Raw genomic sequence first — 18,074 nt, forward strand, 5'->3', positions numbered from 1 at the left:
TCGCTCGCTCAACGGCCGACGTTGGGCGTTTCGCCTCGCTCGTTCCTCGCTCGGGCGACGACCCACTCGCTCGTTCCTCGCTCGCTCCTCGCTCGTTCCTCGCTCGCTCAATGACCGACGTTCGGCGTTCGTCTCGCCCGTTCCTCGCTCGCGCGACGACCCACTCGGTCGTTGAGCGAGCGAAGCGAGACGAAACGCGCCGCGTGCGAGCCGCCCGGGTCAGGTCAGGCCGTGGCGGTGGGCGTAGACGACGGCGGCGACGCGGTCGCGGGCGCCGAGCTTCTGCAGCACGTTCGACACGTGCGTCTTGACGGTGGCCTCGCCGATGTAGAGCCGCTGGGCGATCTCGGCGTTGCTCATCGCCTGAGCAACGAGCCGCAGCACCTCTCCCTCGCGCTCCGTGAGCTCGACGACGGGCGCTTCGACAGGCTCAGCGATCGATGGCGCCAGATCCCGCGCCGCAGATGCCGGTCCCTGCGCGGAACCCGGTCGCTGAGCCTGTCGAAGGGCAGCTGCGGCCGGCGCGGCGATCTCGGACTGCGCGAAGCGGGCGATGACGCGACGGGTGACCTCGGGGGCCAGCAGCGCGTCGCCGGCGGCGGCCACGCGCACCGCCGCGATGAGCTCCTCGGGGCCGGCGTTCTTCAGCAGGAAGCCGCTCGCGCCGGCGGCGAGCGCGTCGAACAGGTAGTCGTCGCGGTCGAACGTCGTCACCACGACGACGGCCGCGTCGACGGCTCCGTCGCGCGTGATGCGCCGGGTGGCCTCCAACCCGTCCATGTCGGGCATCTGCACGTCCATGCAGATCACGTCGGGGCGGAGAGCGGATGCCGCAGCCACCGCCTCGACGCCGGTCGCGGCTTCGCCGACGACGGCGATGTCGCCCGCCGACTCGAGGATCATGCGGAAGCCCGCCCGCATCACGGCGTGGTCGTCGACCAGCAGCACGCGGATCGCGTCGCTCACGCGCCCACCCCGGCCCGCGGCGCACCCGTGCCGACCGGGGCGGCCAGCGGCACCCGCAGCCGCACCAGGAATCCGCCGCGTCCGCGGGGTCCGGTCTCGAGCACGCCGCCCGACGCCGCCGCCCGTTCGCGCATCCCCACGAGACCCAGGCCGGGCCGCATCGGGGCCGCGACCGAGCGCCCGGTGTTGACGACTTCCAGCTCGACGGTGTCGGCGCCGTAGCGCAGGCGGAGGTCGGCCGTGGCATCCGGTCCGCCGTGCCGGCGGGCGTTGGTGAGCGCCTCCTGCGCCACGCGGTAGATGTTCACCTGGACGAGGTCGGGAAGCTCCACCGGGTCGCCGACGACGGTCAGCGTTGTGGGCAAGCCGTTGTCGTTGGCGTGCGCCACCAGCTCGGCGAGCGCCGACAGCTGCACCGTCGAGGCGCCGTCGGTGTCTCCCGCGGTGGTCCGGAGGGTCTCGAGCAGCTGGCGCAGATCGGCGATCGCCGAGCGCGCGGACTCCTCGATGCCGAGGAGCGCCGTGCGCGCGGCATCCGGATCCCGCTCCAAGACCGCCCGGGCGGCTCCGGCCTGCACGCCCATCGCGGACACATGGTGCGCGACGACGTCGTGCAGTTCGCGGGCGATGCGCACGCGGTCGAGCGCGACGGCCTGCGCGGCGGTCACCTCGCGCTCGCGCTCGAGCTCGCGCGTGCGCTGCTCGAGGGCCGAGCGCGACATGGCGGCGGCATACGCGCGGTCGCCCATGTAGTACGCCCCGCCGAAGAAGCCCGCGTTGACGAGCAGCTGCAGCAGCAGCATCGCCGCGAACGGCGAGAACACGCCGGCCCGGGAGAGTCCCTCGTCGGAGGGATCGATCGCCGTCTGGAACATGGTGACGATCAGCCACACGAACATCGCGACGATGACGCCGGCGCGTACCCACAGGGCGCGGCGCCGGTCGTCGACCCAGGCGCCGACGGTGTACATCGCGATGAACATCGCGATGTTCGAGACGTAGAGGTCGGGGATCCGCAGCGTCACCCCGACGAAGAATACGACCGCGATGACGACGACCACGACCTCGGGGAAGCGCCTTCGCACCGCGAGGGGAGCCGTGAGTCCGAGGCTGTACAGCAGCGCCCACTGCATGCCCTCGGTTGCATCGGAGCCGTACACGCCCGCCACCGACCCGAGCGCCGTGCTCAGGACGGCCGAGACGAACAGGCCCGCGGCCAGCCAGACGTCGTTGCGCTGGTCGACGGACGTCGGCCGCGGGCGCCGGACCGGGTGCGCGGCGGTGAGGTCGGACATCCCTCCACGCTAGGGCGGAGTCGCCGCCGTGGCATCCCCCGGGAGGCGGAGGCAGGATGCCGCCTCGCGCGTTCGAAGAGGCATTTACTTGCTATTGACAAGCAAGCTTGTTTTTTGCAACCATGGTTCGAGAAGCTCACCACCGCGCGAGCTCACCGACCACAGCAGTTCGAATCCAGAAGGAGCAAGGCAATGACGCACATCTTCGTCAACATCCCGACGAACGACCTCGAGCGCTCGAAGGCGTACTACACCGCCCTCGGCTGCTCGCTGAACCCGCTCTTCACCGACGAGAACGCCGCCTGCGTGGTGTGGAGCGACGACATCTTCTTCATGGTGCTCACCAAGGAGTACTTCTCGACGTTCACCGAGAAGGAGTTCGCCGACCCGCGCACGCATGCGCAGGTGCTGCTCTCGATCAGCCGCGAGTCCCGCGACGAGGTCGACCGGATCGTCGACGCCGGCGTCGCGGCCGGCGGCACGTCCCCCGGCGACCCGCAGGACTACGGCTTCATGTACGCGCGCGACCTCGTCGACCCCGACGGCAACGGCATCCAGTTCATGTACATGGATCCGCAGGCCGCCGCCGAAGGACCCGAGGCCTACTTGGCGGAGCAGGCGCGGGCGTAAGTGGCCTCCCGCAGCTACGGGCAGTACTGCGGGGTCACGACGGCCGTCGAGCTGATCGGCGAGCGGTGGGCACTGCTCATCGTCCGCGATCTGCTCGTCGGGCCGCGCCGCTACACCGACCTCAAGCAGGGTCTGCCCAAGATCCCCACCAACATCCTCTCCACACGGCTCAAAGAGCTGCAGGAGGGCGGCGTCGTGCGCCGCGTTCCGCTCCTGCACTGCGGGCTGGTGTACGAGCTGACGCCGTACGGTCGCGAGCTCGAGCCGATCGTGCTCGCCCTCGGCCGGTGGGGATTCGCGCAGATGGGCGACCCGGCACCAGACGACGTGGTGACCGCGGACTCGCTCACGATGGCGCTGCGCACCGCATTCCGGACGGATGCCGCCGCCGACCTGCCGCCGGCCGACTACGAGTTGCACGTGGCCGACGTCGTGCTGCGCGTGCACGTCGACCCGTCGGGTCTGCGGATCGCCCAGCTGCAGCCCGCCGGACGGCCGGTCGATCCCCGCCTCGGAACACAGGCCTCGGTCGTGGACGACCCCGACCTGGTCTTCGCGGCGGGCCCCGGCATCCGTCGCCTCATCTCGGGCGAGCTGACCCCGGCCGACGCGATCGACCAGGAGGTGCTGGCCGTGGTGGCCGGCGACGCGACGCTGCTCGAGCGGTTCGCGCAGACGTTCTCGATCCCGCTCAGCGCCGGCGCGCAGACCCTCGAGGATCCGCTGACCACGGTCGTGTAGCGAGACGGAGGCCGTCGCGGGGCGTCAGCGGGCGGTCGCCCGGATCGTGACGCGGGCGATGCGGCCCTCCCCACCGCGCCTTCCCGACGGAATCATGACGCGCCGGAAGCAGAAAAGTCTGCGGATCATGTGGCGTGGAGCGACGGATGCCTCTCACCGGCGCGATACCGTGCGGCTGTGACCGCGTCCACCCCGCCCGCCGACGAACACCACCGCCACCGCGACGTGCCGGTGGGTGTGGCCATGGTGGGGATGGTCGCGATCGCGTGGTGGCCCGCCTTCACGCTCGGCGTGTGGGGCGAGGTGTTCTTCGACGACATCCTGGCGCTCTGGGCCGCCTCCACCGCGGCCTTCGTGTTCGTGCTCGTGGAGCGGCGCCCCGTCGGGGGCCGGCTCGCGCGGGCTTTCGTCCTGCTGCTGCCCTCGGTGTGGCTCGTCCTCAACTTCGTGGTCGCCGACGACACCACCGACATCGCGCTGGCCATCGTCGACCTCGCGGCGATCGCGGCCGTCCTGCTCGGCATCCCGTTCACCCTCTGGGTGCTGGTGCGCGTCGTCTGGCCCGACTTCGCGACCGAGACGCGGCGACGCACGAAGTGGCTGATCGCGGTCGTGGTGCTCGGCGTCGCCGTCACCTCGTTCGTGCTCGGGCTCAACCAGGAGCACTTCCTCACGTGCAGCGACTTCGACATCAGCGGCAACTCCGCGCCGCCGGGGTGCACGCCCGGCCCGACGGACTGACACCGGGCCGGCGCGGCCCCGGGTGCGTCAGAAGATCATCGGGCGATCGTCGTCGTCGGGGCCCTCGAGGTCGAGGTCGACGACGACGGGCACGTGGTCGCTCGGCGCTTCGCCCTTGCGTTCGTTGCGGTGGATCGTCGCGCCGGTGACGGCTTGCGCGATCGCGTGGGAACCGAGGATGAAGTCGATGCGCATGCCCTCGTTGCGCGGGAACCGCAGCTGCTTGTAGTCCCAGTACGTGTACCCCGTCGGCACCAACGGCCGCACGACGTCCTGCAGACCGGCGGACTCGAGCGCCGCGAACGCCTCGCGTTCGGGCGGCGACACGTGGGTCGCGAAGCCCTGCACCACGGCGGGGTCGCCGTTGTCGGCATCCGTCGGGGCGATGTTGAAGTCGCCGACCAGCGCGAGGGCGAGATCGGGGTTGGCGGCGAGGGAGTCCGACGTGTACTGGCTGAGCGCCGACAGCCAGTCGAGCTTGTAGAAGTAGTGCGGGTCGCCGAGCGAGCGGCCGTTCGGCACGTACAGGCTCCACACCTCGACGCCGCCGACGGTGGCGCCGATCGCGCGCGCCTCCTGCGGCGCGTCGGGACCGTTGTGGCCCTTCTCGAACCCCGGCATGCCCGGAAACGCCGTGCGCACGTTCGTGAGCGGCTCACGGCTGGCGATGGCGACGCCGTTCCACTGCGAGAAGCCGTACGCCTCGACGTGGTAGCCGGCCTCCTCGAAGCGGTCGAAGGGGAACTGCTCCGTCTTGCACTTGATCTCCTGCATCGCGAGCACATCGATGTGCTCGCGCACCGCGAAGTCGACGATGCGGTCGACTCGCGCGCGGATGGAGTTCACGTTCCAGGTGGCCAGGCGCATGGGATCAAGCCTAGGCGGGGGCGCGGACGCGCAGGAGCGGATGCCGCCCCCGCCGGTTCCACGCCCACTAGACGCACCGCCTTGCGCGTGGGAGCCTCGAGGTGTTCGGGTGCCGGCCGCGGCACGGGCGTATCAGTGCCGTGCGCGCGGGTCTCCTATTGTCAGCGGCCGCGTCCGCGGCCGGGAATGAGGGTTTCCCATGGACCACGACTGCGGCTGCGGCCGCGCGGCGTCCGCCGCGCACGACGCGCCTCTCGAATTCGACGCCGACGGCGAGCTGGTCGTCGGCCCGGTCATCCGCCCCGAGCTGCTGACCCGACCGTGTGCCATCGGCACGCTCGACGGGTCCTGGCTGCTCGAGCTGGAGCGCCGCACGGTGTTCGGCCCCGAGGTGCGCGGTGCGCTGCGCATCGAGGTGGGCGCGTCGTCGCTGCGCGTCTCGGGCGACATGTACTCGCGCCGGGTCTTCCCGCCGGTGCTCACCGAGTTCGAGTTCGAGCGGATCCGGCCGATCCCGATCCCGTTGCCCGGCCGCGGCGACCACGACGCCGACACCGCCGCCGACGCAGACGCCCGCGGCGCTGCCGAAGACGAGACCGCCATCCTCTCGGAGTTCCTGCCGTTGGGGCTGCGCTGGTATCCGGCATTCCCGGCGTCGGAGTACTCCTGGTACTTCCGCTCCAACGGCTCGACGTACGTCGACGGGACGCTCACCGTGCAGATCGTGCGGCATCTGTGGAACCGCACGACGCAGGAGTTCGTGTCGACCGACACCGGCACGCTCACGCTCCGCTGCCGGCGTCCGCTCGTCGTGACGACGGCATCCACCCTTCTCGGCGAATCGCAGCGCATGACGGGCACGCTGTCGATCGGCGGCACCGTCACGAACGTCACCGCGCGCAAGACGTCGCCGATGTACCGCGGCTGCCGCATCGAGGTCGATGCCATGGTGAACCGCGTGTTCCCGGCATCCGCCACCATCGGCTCGGGCGCCGCCGCCACCGTGCGTTCGGTCTATGCCGGGGCTGGGTGGGACGTCACCGTCGTCACCGACGAGATCACCGTGCCCAACGACGCGGATCTCACCAACGCCGAGCTGGCGACACTCATGTCGGGGCATCGCCAGACGCTCAGCGGCGAGTCCTGGCGGCTGTGGCTGTTCGTGGGCTCTGCGCAGGGCGGGCTGTTCGGCATCATGTTCGACGACGACACCGTGCCCCGGGAGGGAGCCGCAGGCTTCGCCGACGTGCAGCTCGGGAACGACTCCTTCATCGCCGCGGCGGCGCGCGGACGCCCGCTCGACGAGGTGCCCGCGGCGTTCCTGCGCACCCTGGTGCACGAGGCGGGGCATGCGTTCAACCTGTGGCACCCGAAGCACGACGTCCACAACCCGGGCATCGGCATCGAGATCATGAACCAGACCGGCGACGTCATGGGGTTCGCGACCACGGCCAATCCCTATCCGGGCAATGCCTCGTTCGCGTTCTCGAACCACGACCGCACCTCCCTCATTCACTCGCCCGACCCGCAGGTGCGGCCCGGCTGGAAGAACTTCGGGTGGGGTCACGGCGACCTGTCCGCCGGTCTGCCGGCCCCGGTCGACGTCGCGGGGCTCGGCGGCGACACGGGCGATGAGGGACTGGAGCTCACCGTCGCGATGCCCGCCCAGGCGTTCGTCGGCGAGTACGTCACCGCCGAGGTCGTCCTCACGAACGTGTCGGACCAGCCTCGCACCGTCACGACGCTGATCAACCTGTCGGAGGGAGACCTGGTCTTCCTTCACACGCCACCCGATCACTCGCTCCAGCACCTCGTCGACGTGGCGATCGGCTGCGGGCCACGCCCCACGACGGTGCTGCAGCCCGGCGAGTCGATCCGCAACCACGTCCAGGTGTTCTTCACGAACCAGGGCGTGACCTTCACCGAGCCCGGACGCCATACGATCACCGCCCAGCTCGAGGTCGATGCGATGACCACGGTGCGCTCCACTCCGATGACCGTCGACGTGCGGGGGCCCGGCTCGGACGCCGAGGTCGACATCAGCGCCAAGACCCTCACGCCGGGTGTGGGGCGTGCGATCGCCCTGGGCGATTTCGCGACGGATGCCGCAGCCCGCGCGGTGCTGACCGACCTGGCCGAGCAGCACAGCGACACCGACACCGGTGCGGCCGGCGCGCTCGTGCTCGCCAATGCCCTGGCACGGTCGTTCACCGACGTCCGTGCGCGCGATGTGCGCGAGGCGGCGCCGGACGAAGCCGCCCACTTCCTGGAACTGGCGCTCGCCGGCCGATCGGCCGAGCGCGTCGCCGCCCTGGCGGTGACGGTCGCCAGCCCGACCGAGAAGGACGCCCCGGTCGTGGCCGACACGATCGCGGCGCTGAAGTCGCGTGCGAAGGGCGGAGCCCGTTCGGCCGCCGGCAAGGACGCCGCGGCGGCCGAGCGCATCGCGGCGGACTTCGTCGCGCCGGAGGGCCGCTGACCCTGGCGCCCGGGCCGGTTCGACAGGAGATTTCGCCTTCCGCAGGAGGTTTGACCGTTTCAACGTCCTGTGGAGGGCGGTTTCTCCTGCGGAGGGTGACACGGAGCCCGCGCGGGGGAAGGATCGAGCCGTGACACCTCTCGCGGACGGCGGTGGACTGGAGCTGCGGCTCCGGCCGGCAGCGGCCGAGCCCGCACGCGGGGCGGCACCCGGAGACGCGCCCGGGACTGTGCCGCCCGAGCCGCGGAGCGACTCGACGGCGAGTGGAGCGAGCGCATGGACCGTCCCGCTCGATCGCATCGCGTTCGCGGACGTGGAGCTCGTCGCGCGTGGGGCCGTGACGGTCAGCGCGCGGCTGAACCTGGTCGAGGGCGACCTCGAGATCGACGTCACCGCGCCGGGTCGGCCGCCGCTGCGCGCGACGTGGCCGTGGCCGGTCGACTCCGCGCCGCGGTCGGTCGAGCTCGCCGCGGGTGAGCGCCTCGTCGCATCGGTGCCGCTGCTCGCCTCGGGCAGCGCGCCGCTGTTTCCCGCCCCCGGCCGGTACGTGCTGACCGCGCGATTCGCCGCGCGCCCGGGCGAGACGATCGAAGCGCAGCCGGTGGAGCTCGTGCGCACCGTCCCCAGCGACACCGACGCCGCCCGCACCGCAGGCCTCGGCGACCGCGACGTGCTGCAGAGCCTCCTCGGCGCCGGGGTGATCGGCGCCGCCGAGCCTGCGCTGGAACGCCTCGCGGCCTCGGCCGACGCCGGGACGGCCGCTGCGGCGAATCTGGCGCTCGGCCGTACCGCGGCGCTGGCCGCCGCCGCCGACGACCCGGCGGTGACGCGCGCGGTCGCAGCGCTGCTGCCTCCCGGTGCGACCGGGCCCGACGAGCGGCGCGACGCCGTGCTGCCCGCCGCCGGGGCTCGGAGCGCCGCTGCGCTCACGGGCAGGGCTCTACCCGAGTGACCGGCCCGCGGCATCCGTAGACTCATTGCCATGACCGCCGCCTCCACGCCTGCGCTCGAAGCCGATCGCCAGTACCTGATCGCCCTCATCCAGGACGAGGCGGTGTTCCACGGCGACTTCACGCTCTCGAGCGGCAAGAAGGCGACGTACTACGTCGACATGCGCAAGCTCACCCTCGACCACCGGGCCGCGCCGTCCATCGGACGCATCATGCTCGACCTGATCCGCGACGTCGACGGCATCGTCGCCGTGGGCGGGCTCACGCTCGGCGCCGACCCGATCGCGAACGCCGTGATGCACGAGTCCGCCCGCACCCACATGCCGCTCGACGCGTTCGTGGTGCGCAAGGAGCCGAAGGACCACGGCCGAGGGCGCCAGGTGGAGGGGGCGGATGTCGCGGGCAAGCGCGTCGTCGTGCTCGAAGACACCTCGACCACGGGTCAGTCCGCGCTCAAGGCCGTCGAGGCGCTGCGCCGCGAGGGAGCGGAGCCCGTCGCGGTGGCCGTCATCGTCGACCGCAAGACCGGCGCCCAGGCGGCCGTCGAGGCGGAGGGCCTGCAGTGGCTGGCGGCGATCGACCTCGACGACCTGGGCCTCGAACCGCAGTAACGCCGGGCGCCGGGCGGAACCGCAGCGACGCGAGCGCGGCAGTATCCGGCGAGCGCGGCGTCGGGCGGCGCAGCGCTGGCAGCAGACTGCCGCGCTCGCGGGTCATTTCCGCCGGGATGTCACAGGGCAGTACCGGCCGGTGTCTCCATGTCGAAGGACCCGATCCGACGACACGGAGGAAGACATGACTGAGACGACCCGCATCCCCGCGACCGAGGTCACCGGCGTCTACGGCGCCCTGGTCAAGGCGATGGCCAGGAAGATGATCGGCCGCGTGCCCGACTCGGTCGGCGTGCTGTGGCACCACAAGGCCGTCATGAAGGACTCGATGGGCATCGGCCAGAAGGTCGAGCACTGGCACGAGCTCGACGCCGACCTATCGACCTACGCCGCGATGGCGGCGGCAGCGACCATCGGCTGCAGCTTCTGCCTCGACTTCAACTACTTCATGTCGCGCAATCGCGGCGTGGACGGTGCCAAGGTCCGCGAGGTTCCGCGCTGGAGGGAGTCGACGTTGTTCACGCCGCTCGAGCGTCAGGTCATGGAGTACGCCGAGGCGGCGAGCCAGACGCCGCCGGCCGTGACCGACGAGCTGTCGGATGCGCTGCTCCCGCAGCTCGGCGAGGCGGGCCTCATCGAGCTCGCGGCCCGCGTCGCGTTCATGAACATGTCGGCCCGCATGAACGTGGCGCTCGGCATCCGCTCGGAGCACTTCGCCGACTCGTGCGGGCTGCCGCCGCTCGCCGAGCGACCGGCCGTCGCCGTCCGCGCGTAGGCTCGCCGACATGAGCGCCACCGAGGTCGACGACCCGTTCGTCGCACACCGGAATCTGCTGTTCACGGTCGCGTACGAGATGCTCGGTTCGGCCGCCGACGCCGAGGACGTGCTGCAGGAGTCGTGGCTGCGTTGGGCGGACGTCGACCGCGACACCGTGCAGGAGCCGCGCGCGTACCTCGTGCGTGTCGTGACGCGACAGGCGCTCAACCACCTGCGCACGGTGTCGCGGCGTCGCGAGGACTACGTGGGGGAGTGGCTCCCCGAGCCGCTGCTCACGAGCCCCGACGTCGCGGAAGACGTCGAGCTCGCCGAGAACCTCTCCATCGCGATGCTCACCGTGCTCGAGACACTGGGGCCCGCCGAGCGCGCCGTGTTCGTGCTGCGCGAGGTGTTCGACGTGCCCTACGACGAGATCGCGGATGCCGTCGGCAAGACCCCTGCGGCGGTGCGGCAGATCGCCCACCGGGCGAAGGACCACGTCGCAGCCCGGCGTCCGCGTGTGCGGGTCGTGCCGTCGGAGCACGAGGAGGCCGTCGAACGTCTCGTCGCGGCACTCAACACCGGCGACCTGCAGGGGCTGATGGACGTGCTCGCTCCCGACGTGGTGTCGGTGGCGGACGGCGGCGGCAAGGTGAAGGGCGCCGCGCGTCGTCCGATCGTCGGCGCCGAGCGCCTCGCCCGCTACCTCATCGGCGGCATGTCGAAGCTCGAGGGCACACTCGTCGCGTCGGCGACGTGGGTCAACGGCCAGCCGGGGATCCGGGTGGAGCTCGACGGTCAGCTGACCGGAGTCGTCAGCCTGACGGTGGCGGACGGGCGGATCACGCAGATCTACTCCATCGCCAATCCCGACAAGCTGGGCTGGCTCGACGCCGAGGCGGAGGTCGCGCGCTGATCCGGTGATCAGTCGCCGCGGCCGCGGCCGCGCCACAGCTGCCAGACCACGACGATGAGCGTGGTCAGCGTGATGAGCGCCGTGACCACCAACAGGAGCGTCTGCTCGGTCGACGAGATCACGGGCGCTTCCCCTCGGCGGCGTCGGCGACGACCTTCGCGATGCGTGCGGCCCGCGTCTCGGGCCGCCGGGCGGAGTCGACGCTCGCGATGCCGATCTTGCGGGTCGAGGGCGGGAACGCGTCCCAGGTGCTGCGCGCGGCCGGGACCGCGTCGAGCGCGACCGCGAGGTCGTTGGGCTCGCGCAGCGCCTCGGCGTTGTCGAGCACCGTCCACGACCCGTTCTGCTTCGCCAGTTCGATGGCACGGATGCCGGCTTCCGTGAGCAGCCCCGCGGCCTCGAGCTGCGCGACCCGCGCCTTGTTCGTCGCCGCCCAGCCGCTCGAGGGCCGCCGCGGAGCGAACCAGAGCCCCCCGCGCTGCTCGTCGAACGAGCGCACCGGGCCGTCGATCCAGCCGAAGCACAGCGCCTGCTGGATCGCCTCCTCATAGCCGACCAGCTCGAGCCCCGACCCCTGCCGGGGCCTCACCAGCCATGCGCCCTTCGCGGTGCGATGGTTCGCCTCGAGCCAGGCCCGCCAGGCGGCGGCATCCTTCACTTCCACTTTCTCACCGTCGTCGAGCGCGCCCATGCCGCGACCCTATCGGGAGCCGCCGACCTCGCGCGCAGCGGCCTCGCGGACCGCGGCGGCGAGCATACTCACGGCTTCCTCGACGAGCGGATCGGCGAGGTCGCCGTAGCCGAGCACGAGCTGCTCGGGGGCAGGGGCGTCGGGCGAGACGCGATACCGGCGGATGTTGGTGAGCGCGACGTCGCGGGCCGCGCCGAGGCGCACCACGTCCGCCGCGCGGACGCCCACAGGGAGGTCGAGCACGACGTGGAGTCCCGCGGCGATGCCCGACACGCGGCACTCGGGCAGCGCGCGCTCGAGCGCTGCGAGCAAGGCCTCGCGCCGGCGCCGATAGCGCGTGCGGGCGGCCCGCAGGTGGCGGTCGAGGCCGCCCGCTGCGAGGAAGCGGGCGAGTGCGAGCTGGTCGATCGTCGACGGCGCGGAGGCCCCCGCGTCGCGGACACCGTCCCGCAGCCACGGCGGGAGCACCAGCCAGCCGAGGCCGAGGGCGGGCGTCGCGGTCTTGCTGAGGCTGCCGGCGAGCACCACCCGGTCGGGCGCCATTGCCTGCAGCGCCCCGATCGGCCGGCGGTCGTAGCGGAACTCGGCGTCGTAGTCGTCTTCGATCACGACGCCGTCGCACCCGCGGGCCCAGGCGATCAGTCGGTCGCGCCGTTCCGCCGTCAGAGCCACGCCCACGGGGAACTGGTGCGCGGGCGTCACGAGCGCGGCGCGCGCGCCGGTGCGGACGGATGCCGCGGCCAGCGCGTCGACGTCCACCCCGTGCGCGTCGACCCGGACGGGCACCGACGTGAGGCCCTCCGCCGCGGCCACCTGGCGCATGCGCTGCCACGACGGATCTTCCACGAGGATCGCCGTGTGCCCGTGCTCGCGCAGCACGCGGGCCACCCGCCGCATGCCGTCGGCGGCGCCGTGCGTGACCACGACGGCGTCGGCATCCGCCCTCGCGAATCGTGCGCGCGACAGGTAGGAGGCCAGCACAACCCGCGCCGCCGGCACATCGCCGTCGAGCCGGAACAGCTCGGCGTCGGGGGTCTCGGCCAGCACCTCGGTCATCGCCCGCAGCCACAGGGTGCGCGGCGCGTGCCGCAGGTCGGGGACGCCCGGTGCGAGGTCGAAGCGCGGTCGTCGCTGCGCCGCCACGGGTGCGGGCGCCTGGCGTGCGGCTGAGACACCCACGCGCGCGGCGACCCGGGTGCCCGACCCGGTCCTCGCCTCGAGGATCCCCTCGGCGGTGAGCCGCCCGTACACCTCGGTGACCACCCAGCGGGAGACGCCCAGTGACGCCGCGAGCAGCCGACTCGGGGGAAGGACGGCGCCGGAGGGCAGGCGGCCGGTGGCGACGGCATCCCTCACCGCCAGCTCGAGGCGCACATGACGCGGGCCGTCGTGCGCCGAGAGGTCGAGCAGCGTCTCCCACGCGATCGGATTGGTCTGGACTGCTGCCATGGAATCGGATCGTACTCCCAGTCCGTTCCCGTTCCACGATGGAGGTATTCCTTCCCACCCCAGAAAGGGAACCCCATGCAGTACCGCACCATCTCCAACGGGACGACCTCGTTCGAGGTCTCGACCCTGTGCCTGGGCACCATGTTCTTCGGCACGCGCACCGACACCGCGACATCGCTCGAGATCCTCGACCGCTTCGCCGACGCGGGCGGCACCTTCGTCGACACCGCGAACAACTACAACGCCTGGGTCGGCGGCCACGGCCGCGACAGCGAGGACGTGCTCGGCGAGTGGATCCGCCGCCGCGGCGGTCTCGGCGACGTGCGCCTCGCCACGAAACTCGGCGCCGCGAAGAAGGACCCGGCGCTGCCGCTGCAGACCGTCAAGCCGACGAACTACCAGGGCCTGTCGGCCGAGGTCGTCGCGCGCGAGGCGCGCCTCAGCCTGCAGCACCTCGGGATCGACCGCATCGACGTGCTGTACGGACACGTCGACGACCGCGAGACCCCGCTCGCCGAGACCGTCGCCGCCTTCGGGCAGCTGCAGCGCGAGGGCCTCGTCGGCATCTCCGGCATCTCGAACGTCGCGCTCTGGCGCCTCGTCGAAGCGCGTGAGGAGGCGCTGCGGCAGGGCGTCGACCCGTACGGGGTCGTGCAGCAGGGATACAGCTACGTGTACCCCAGCCCCGCCGCTGGGCGCACGAACGACGTGTCGGCGGACCTGCTCGACTATGTGCAATCTCTGGCCGCGGGCGCTGACGGTCGCCCGCCGCTCACCATCACGGCGTACTCGCCCCTGCACCAGGGCGCGTTCACGCGCGACGACAAGCCGCTGTGGGCGCCGATGCGCCACGCGTCGAACCGCGAGCGCCTGCGGGTGCTGCACGACGTCGCGGCCGAGATCGGCGCGACGCCGAACCAGGTCGCGCTCGCGTGGCTGCTGGGCGGTGCGGTGCCCGTGATCCCGGTAGTCGGCATCTCCAGCGTCGCGCAGCTCGAAGAGGCTCTGGCCGCCGTTGACCTCGTGCTCGACACCGAGGTGCGCGCACGCCTCGACGCCGCCGACCTCGTGCTCGACGCAGAGGTGCGTGCGCGCCTCGAGCTGGCGTAACCGGACCGGGTGCGGCGGGCGCTGCGGAAGCCCGCCGCACCCGCGCGGCCGCCGGCTGAGGCATCCCTGTTCCTTGGTCCTCATCTCGGCGCGTTTCCTCAACTGAGGACGCGCGTGAGGTTGGCGTGGGGCCGGGGCCGGGGCCGAGGCCGAGGCATCCGTTGTCCTCAATTGAGGATGAGAGCTGAGATGCGGGACAGGACCGGCGTTTCGCTCCTCATCTCGGCGCGTTTCCTCAACTGAGGACGGACGGATGCCGTGGGTCGCGGCATCCTGCCCCTCGAAAGCCCTGCGGTGCGAAGCGCTAGAGCAGCTCGGGGTCTTCGGACTCGACGGGCTCGGCGTCGAGCAGGTCGGCGACCGAGTCCAGCACCTCGTCGGGGCGGAACGGGTAGCGCGCGATCTCGGCCGTGTCGCTGATGCCGGTGAGCACGAGCACGGTGTGCAGTCCCGCCTCGATGCCGGCGACGACGTCGGTGTCCATGCGGTCGCCGATCATGCCCGTGTTCTCGGAGTGGGCGCCGAGGCGGTTCATCGCCGAGCGGAACATCATCGGGTTGGGCTTGCCCACGACGTACGGCTCCATGCCCGTCGCCTTCGTGATGAGCGCCGAGATGGCGCCGGTCGCCGGCAGCAGGCCCTCGGTCGACGGACCGGTCGCGTCGGGGTTCGTCGCGATGAAGCGGGCACCGGCGCCGATGAAGCGGATCGCCTTGGTGATCGCCTCGAACGAGTAGTTGCGGGTCTCGCCGACGACGACGTAGTCGGGGTCGGTCTCGGTCATGATGAAGCCGGCCTCGTGGAGCGCGGTCGTGAGGCCCGCCTCGCCGATGACGAACGCCGTGCCGCCGGGCATCTGCGACTTCAGGAAGTCGGCGGTCGCGAGTGCTGAGGTCCAGATCGACTCCTCCGGCACGATGAGGCCCGAGGCGCGCAGCCGCGCCGACAGATCGCGCGGCGTGAAGATCGAGTTGTTCGTGAGGACGAGGAACGGCACGCCCTGCTCACGCCACTGCTGCAGCAGGGCGGAGGCCCCCGGAACCGGGGTGTTCTCGTGCACCAGCACGCCGTCCATGTCGGTGAGCCAGCATTCGATGTCAGACCTCGTGCGCATGCGTTCCAGGCTATGCCGTCGCCTGGCGTGAGCAGGTGTCGCGCGGGCGTAGGGTCGATCCCGTGACGTGGGATCCCCGCAGCCTTCCCGACCTGGCGGGTCGGGTCTATCTGGTGACCGGATCGAACGCCGGCCTCGGCTATTTCGCGTCCGAACAGCTCGTGCGTGCGGGTGCCCGGGTGCTCATGTCGGCCCGCCATCCCAACCGGCTGTCGGCGGCGCGCGCCGCGATCCGGCGGCGGGTTCCGGATGCCGCACCCGACGCGACCGAGCCGCTCATCCTCGACACCAGCAACCTGGCCTCGGTGCGTTCGGCGGCCGCGAGCGTGCGGGGCAAGGGCGGCCTGGACGGCGTCCTCCTCAACGCAGGCATCGTCCATGCGCCGAAGTCGCGCGAGACCACCATGGACGGGCACGAGGTCGTGTTCGCGACCAACGCGCTCGGGCACTACGCGCTCGCCGGAGAGCTGCTCACCGCCTTGGCGCAGGCATCCGGTCGCATGGTCTGGCTGGGGAGCATGTCGACCTCGCTCACGCCCTACGACCCCGTCGACCCGCAGCTCGCCGACCGGTACACCGCCTGGCGCGCGTACGTGCAGTCGAAGGTCGCCACCGCCGCACTGGGCTTCGAGGCCGACCGGCGCCTGCGCGCGGCCGACATCCCCGTGGCGAGCGTCGTCGCGCACCCGGGCTATTCGACGGGCGGCAGGACGCCCGGCATCGTCGGAGTCAACGAGCCCTCGCGCGCCAAGCGGTTCCGCGACAACCTGCAGGCCGCGATCGCGCAGTCGAAGGAGCACGGCGCGTGGTCGCTCGTGCGCGCGCTCACCGACCCCGAGGTCGAGGGCGGGGAGTTCTGGGGGCCGCGCACCGGCTCGCGCGGCGAACCGCGCCGGCAGACCGCGGCCAAGATCACCCGTGACCCGGAGGTGGGCGCACGTCTCTGGGACTTCGCCGAGACGGCCACCGGCGTGCACTGGCCCTTCGAGGTCGCGGCGCGCTGACCTGCGCGGGGAGCGTTCGCCCGTAGATCGCCGCGGCATCCGTCGCCGTGTGGCTACGGCGAGCAGTCGCGCGTGTGGCTACGGCGAGCAGTCGCGCGTTCGATGTTCTGTCCCGAAGGCGCATGTCCCACTTTCCACCGTTCAAAGCGGCGCTTGCGGCCGAAGCTGGGACATCAGCGACCGAAATCGGGACACGATCGACCCATACCTCGGATGCCGCGCAACCGCGAGTGACGCGGAACCTCGGATGCCGCGCAACCGCGGGTGACGGGCGGGGACCCGTGCGCTCAGGCCTCGGGGTCGGCGCTGAGCCACACGGCGGTGGCGGCGGCGGGCGGCAGAGACACCTCGGCGGCACCGATCCGCAGAGCCGCGGCGTTCCCGACGCCCCCTCCACTCGCCGCCGGCGCGTCGAGCGGAGCCTCCGGGTGCGTCGGCCCGATCACCGTCACCGTCGCCCCGACCGCGACGCCGGCCGACTCCACGGCCCGCAGCAGTTCGGGGTCGCGGTCGCTCACGCGCAGCACGCGGCCGACGTGGCCCGCCGGCGCCCGGCCGAGCAGCACGAAGGGCTCGCGGTGGACATGGCCCGCGGCATCCGGGATCGCATCGCCGTGCGGGTCGAAGCGCGGACGCCCGAGGCGCTCGTCGATGCCCTCGAGCAGCCGGTCGCTGAGGGCGTGCTCGAGCACCTCGGCCTCGTCGTGCACCTCGTCCCACGCGTACCCGAACTCGCGCACGAGCCACGTCTCGATGAGCCGATGGCGGCGGATGATGGCGGCCGCGCGCCGCTCGCCCTCGGCGCTCAGTGACACCGGCCCGTACGGGCGGTGGGTGACGAGCCCCTGAGCCGCGAGCTTCTGCACCATCTCGGTGACGCTCGACGGCGCGAGCCCGAGCTCGCCCGCCAGCTGCGACGGCGTGATGCGGTCGTCCTGCCACTCGGTGTGGTGGTAGATCGTCTTGAGGTAGTCGTCGACGGCAGGAGAGGCCACGGCTTCAGGGTACCGGCGGCCGTCACGCCCCCGTGAGCACCAGGAACAGCAGCACGCCGTTGAGCGCGATCAGGAAGACGGATGCCGCGATGCCCGCGATCGTCGTCCACACCCGGTTGCGGAACCCGCCGAGCACCTCGCGGTTCGCGGTCAGCGCCACCAGCGGCACCAACGCGAACGGGATGCCGAACGACAGCACGACCTGGCTCAGCACCAGCGCCACGGTGGGGTCGAAGCCGATCGCCAGGATGATGAGCGCCGGGATGAGCGTCACGAGGCGGCGTGCGAGGAGGGGCACGCGGATGTGCAGCAGGCCGTGCATGATCTCGGCGCCGGCGTAGGCGCCGACCGACGTGCTCGCCAGCCCACTCGCGAGGAGGCCCACCGCGAACAGGGTCGCCACGAGCGGACCCAGCCCGGCGTACAGCGCGGCGTACGCGCCCTCGAGCGAATCCGTGCCCGGCACCCCGGCCAGGTTCGCCGCGGCCAGCAGCAGGATGCACAGGTTCACGGTGCCGGCGATGAGCATCGCGATCGACACGTCCCACTTCGTCGCGCGCAGCAGGCGGCGGGTCGGGATGCCGCGCAGCTCGGCCAGCGTCGCGTCCGGCGCGGACCGGTCGCTCAGTGGCTGCGTCTGTTCCGGAGCGCTCGCACCCCGGTCGTTGAGCGAGCCCTCATCCCGGTCGTTGAGCGAGCGAAGCGAGTCGAAACGCCCCGTACCGACGTCTGACGATGCTTCCGGGCGTTTCGTCTCG

Annotated in this window: 18 protein-coding genes; 10 read left to right on the top strand and 8 right to left on the bottom strand. The window is 71.9% G+C overall.

Features of this window, described 5'->3' with window-relative positions; genetic code table 11:
* Positions 1–219: 219 nt before the first annotated feature.
* Both B1729_RS18755 and B1729_RS18760 read right to left on the bottom strand, forming a co-directional pair.
* Complete coding sequence (locus B1729_RS18755) at positions 220–966, bottom strand: response regulator transcription factor (RefSeq protein WP_163634305.1); 747 nt, start codon at positions 964–966, stop codon at positions 220–222.
* Positions 963–2,261, bottom strand: a complete 1,299-nt coding sequence (locus tag B1729_RS18760) for a sensor histidine kinase (RefSeq protein ID WP_163634307.1) — start codon at positions 2,259–2,261, stop codon at positions 963–965. Before B1729_RS18760 ends, B1729_RS18755 begins: the two co-directional genes overlap by 4 nt.
* A gap of 192 nt (positions 2,262–2,453) precedes the next feature.
* Between B1729_RS18760 and B1729_RS18765 the strand changes: the two genes are divergently transcribed.
* The 3 genes from B1729_RS18765 to B1729_RS18775 all read left to right on the top strand — a co-directional run bounded on the left by B1729_RS18765 (position 2,454) and on the right by B1729_RS18775 (position 4,373).
* Positions 2,454–2,891, top strand: coding sequence for a glyoxalase (locus B1729_RS18765; RefSeq protein WP_163615894.1), 438 nt, complete (start codon positions 2,454–2,456; stop codon positions 2,889–2,891).
* Positions 2,892–3,632 carry a helix-turn-helix domain-containing protein gene (locus B1729_RS18770; RefSeq protein WP_163634309.1) on the top strand — a complete coding sequence of 247 codons (741 nt, stop codon included), beginning with the start codon at positions 2,892–2,894 and terminating at the stop codon, positions 3,630–3,632.
* 177 nt (positions 3,633–3,809) lie between these two features.
* On the top strand, positions 3,810–4,373 hold the full coding sequence (locus tag B1729_RS18775) for a hypothetical protein (RefSeq protein WP_239525530.1): 564 nt from the start codon (positions 3,810–3,812) through the stop codon (positions 4,371–4,373).
* Positions 4,374–4,400: 27 nt separating this feature from the next.
* On the opposite strand, the gene B1729_RS18780 is transcribed toward B1729_RS18775, so the two are convergent.
* Positions 4,401–5,240 (bottom strand): exodeoxyribonuclease III, encoded by an 840-nt coding sequence (locus B1729_RS18780; protein ID WP_163615896.1) that lies wholly within the window; start codon positions 5,238–5,240, stop codon positions 4,401–4,403.
* Between the two features lie 199 nt (positions 5,241–5,439).
* Between B1729_RS18780 and B1729_RS18785 the strand changes: the two genes are divergently transcribed.
* The 5 genes from B1729_RS18785 (at position 5,440) to B1729_RS18805 (ending at position 10,953) form a co-directional block, all read left to right on the top strand.
* Positions 5,440–7,719, top strand: coding sequence for a hypothetical protein (locus B1729_RS18785; protein ID WP_163634311.1), 2,280 nt, complete (start codon positions 5,440–5,442; stop codon positions 7,717–7,719).
* A gap of 130 nt (positions 7,720–7,849) precedes the next feature.
* Complete coding sequence (locus B1729_RS18790) at positions 7,850–8,671, top strand: hypothetical protein (protein ID WP_163634313.1); 822 nt, start codon at positions 7,850–7,852, stop codon at positions 8,669–8,671.
* Positions 8,672–8,701: 30 nt separating this feature from the next.
* Positions 8,702–9,280: an orotate phosphoribosyltransferase gene (gene pyrE / locus B1729_RS18795; RefSeq protein WP_163634315.1), complete on the top strand. Its 579-nt coding sequence runs from the start codon at positions 8,702–8,704 to the stop codon at positions 9,278–9,280.
* A gap of 184 nt (positions 9,281–9,464) precedes the next feature.
* Positions 9,465–10,055 (top strand): carboxymuconolactone decarboxylase family protein, encoded by a 591-nt coding sequence (locus B1729_RS18800; protein ID WP_163634317.1) that lies wholly within the window; start codon positions 9,465–9,467, stop codon positions 10,053–10,055.
* Positions 10,056–10,065: 10 nt separating this feature from the next.
* Positions 10,066–10,953: an RNA polymerase sigma-70 factor gene (locus B1729_RS18805; protein WP_163615901.1), complete on the top strand. Its 888-nt coding sequence runs from the start codon at positions 10,066–10,068 to the stop codon at positions 10,951–10,953.
* 118 nt (positions 10,954–11,071) lie between these two features.
* On the opposite strand, the gene B1729_RS18810 is transcribed toward B1729_RS18805, so the two are convergent.
* Complete coding sequence (locus B1729_RS18810) at positions 11,072–11,644, bottom strand: YdeI/OmpD-associated family protein (protein ID WP_163634319.1); 573 nt, start codon at positions 11,642–11,644, stop codon at positions 11,072–11,074.
* Between the two features lie 9 nt (positions 11,645–11,653).
* Positions 11,654–13,093: a PLP-dependent aminotransferase family protein gene (locus tag B1729_RS18815; protein ID WP_163634321.1), complete on the bottom strand. Its 1,440-nt coding sequence runs from the start codon at positions 13,091–13,093 to the stop codon at positions 11,654–11,656.
* A gap of 75 nt (positions 13,094–13,168) precedes the next feature.
* On the opposite strand from B1729_RS18815, the gene B1729_RS18820 reads away from it, so the two are divergent.
* A complete protein-coding gene (locus B1729_RS18820; protein WP_163634323.1) occupies positions 13,169–14,203 on the top strand; it encodes an aldo/keto reductase in 1,035 nt (344 codons plus the stop codon).
* A gap of 304 nt (positions 14,204–14,507) precedes the next feature.
* Here B1729_RS18820 and B1729_RS18825 read toward each other — a convergent pair whose 3' ends face one another.
* Positions 14,508–15,317 carry an HAD-IIA family hydrolase gene (locus B1729_RS18825; protein ID WP_163615905.1) on the bottom strand — a complete coding sequence of 270 codons (810 nt, stop codon included), beginning with the start codon at positions 15,315–15,317 and terminating at the stop codon, positions 14,508–14,510.
* 62 nt (positions 15,318–15,379) lie between these two features.
* Here B1729_RS18825 and B1729_RS18830 point away from each other — a divergent pair, with 62 nt between their 5' ends.
* Positions 15,380–16,321, top strand: coding sequence for an SDR family NAD(P)-dependent oxidoreductase (locus B1729_RS18830; RefSeq protein ID WP_163615906.1), 942 nt, complete (start codon positions 15,380–15,382; stop codon positions 16,319–16,321).
* A 287-nt stretch (positions 16,322–16,608) separates the two neighbouring features.
* Here B1729_RS18830 and B1729_RS18835 read toward each other — a convergent pair whose 3' ends face one another.
* Both B1729_RS18835 and B1729_RS18840 read right to left on the bottom strand, forming a co-directional pair.
* Positions 16,609–17,316, bottom strand: coding sequence for a metal-dependent transcriptional regulator (locus tag B1729_RS18835; RefSeq protein ID WP_163615907.1), 708 nt, complete (start codon positions 17,314–17,316; stop codon positions 16,609–16,611).
* Positions 17,317–17,338: 22 nt separating this feature from the next.
* Positions 17,339–18,074 (bottom strand): Nramp family divalent metal transporter (locus tag B1729_RS18840; RefSeq protein ID WP_239539715.1); only part of this gene is annotated, 736 nt, incomplete at its 5' end.

It is taken from the genome of Microbacterium sp. B35-04, from assembly GCF_010634885.1.
Classification (GTDB): domain Bacteria; phylum Actinomycetota; class Actinomycetes; order Actinomycetales; family Microbacteriaceae; genus Microbacterium.

Coding starts and splice junctions, on each gene's coding strand:
- B1729_RS18780 (WP_163615896.1), bottom strand. CDS start 5,240: ATGCGCCTGGCCACCTGGAACGTGAACTCCATCCGCGCGCGAGTCGAC.
- B1729_RS18820 (WP_163634323.1), top strand. CDS start 13,169: ATGCAGTACCGCACCATCTCCAACGGGACGACCTCGTTCGAGGTCTCG.
- B1729_RS18815 (WP_163634321.1), bottom strand. CDS start 13,093: ATGGCAGCAGTCCAGACCAATCCGATCGCGTGGGAGACGCTGCTCGAC.
- B1729_RS18785 (WP_163634311.1), top strand. CDS start 5,440: ATGGACCACGACTGCGGCTGCGGCCGCGCGGCGTCCGCCGCGCACGAC.
- B1729_RS18800 (WP_163634317.1), top strand. CDS start 9,465: ATGACTGAGACGACCCGCATCCCCGCGACCGAGGTCACCGGCGTCTAC.
- B1729_RS18810 (WP_163634319.1), bottom strand. CDS start 11,644: ATGGGCGCGCTCGACGACGGTGAGAAAGTGGAAGTGAAGGATGCCGCC.
- pyrE (WP_163634315.1), top strand. CDS start 8,702: ATGACCGCCGCCTCCACGCCTGCGCTCGAAGCCGATCGCCAGTACCTG.
- B1729_RS18805 (WP_163615901.1), top strand. CDS start 10,066: ATGAGCGCCACCGAGGTCGACGACCCGTTCGTCGCACACCGGAATCTG.
- B1729_RS18765 (WP_163615894.1), top strand. CDS start 2,454: ATGACGCACATCTTCGTCAACATCCCGACGAACGACCTCGAGCGCTCG.
- B1729_RS18760 (WP_163634307.1), bottom strand. CDS start 2,261: ATGTCCGACCTCACCGCCGCGCACCCGGTCCGGCGCCCGCGGCCGACG.
- B1729_RS18825 (WP_163615905.1), bottom strand. CDS start 15,317: ATGCGCACGAGGTCTGACATCGAATGCTGGCTCACCGACATGGACGGC.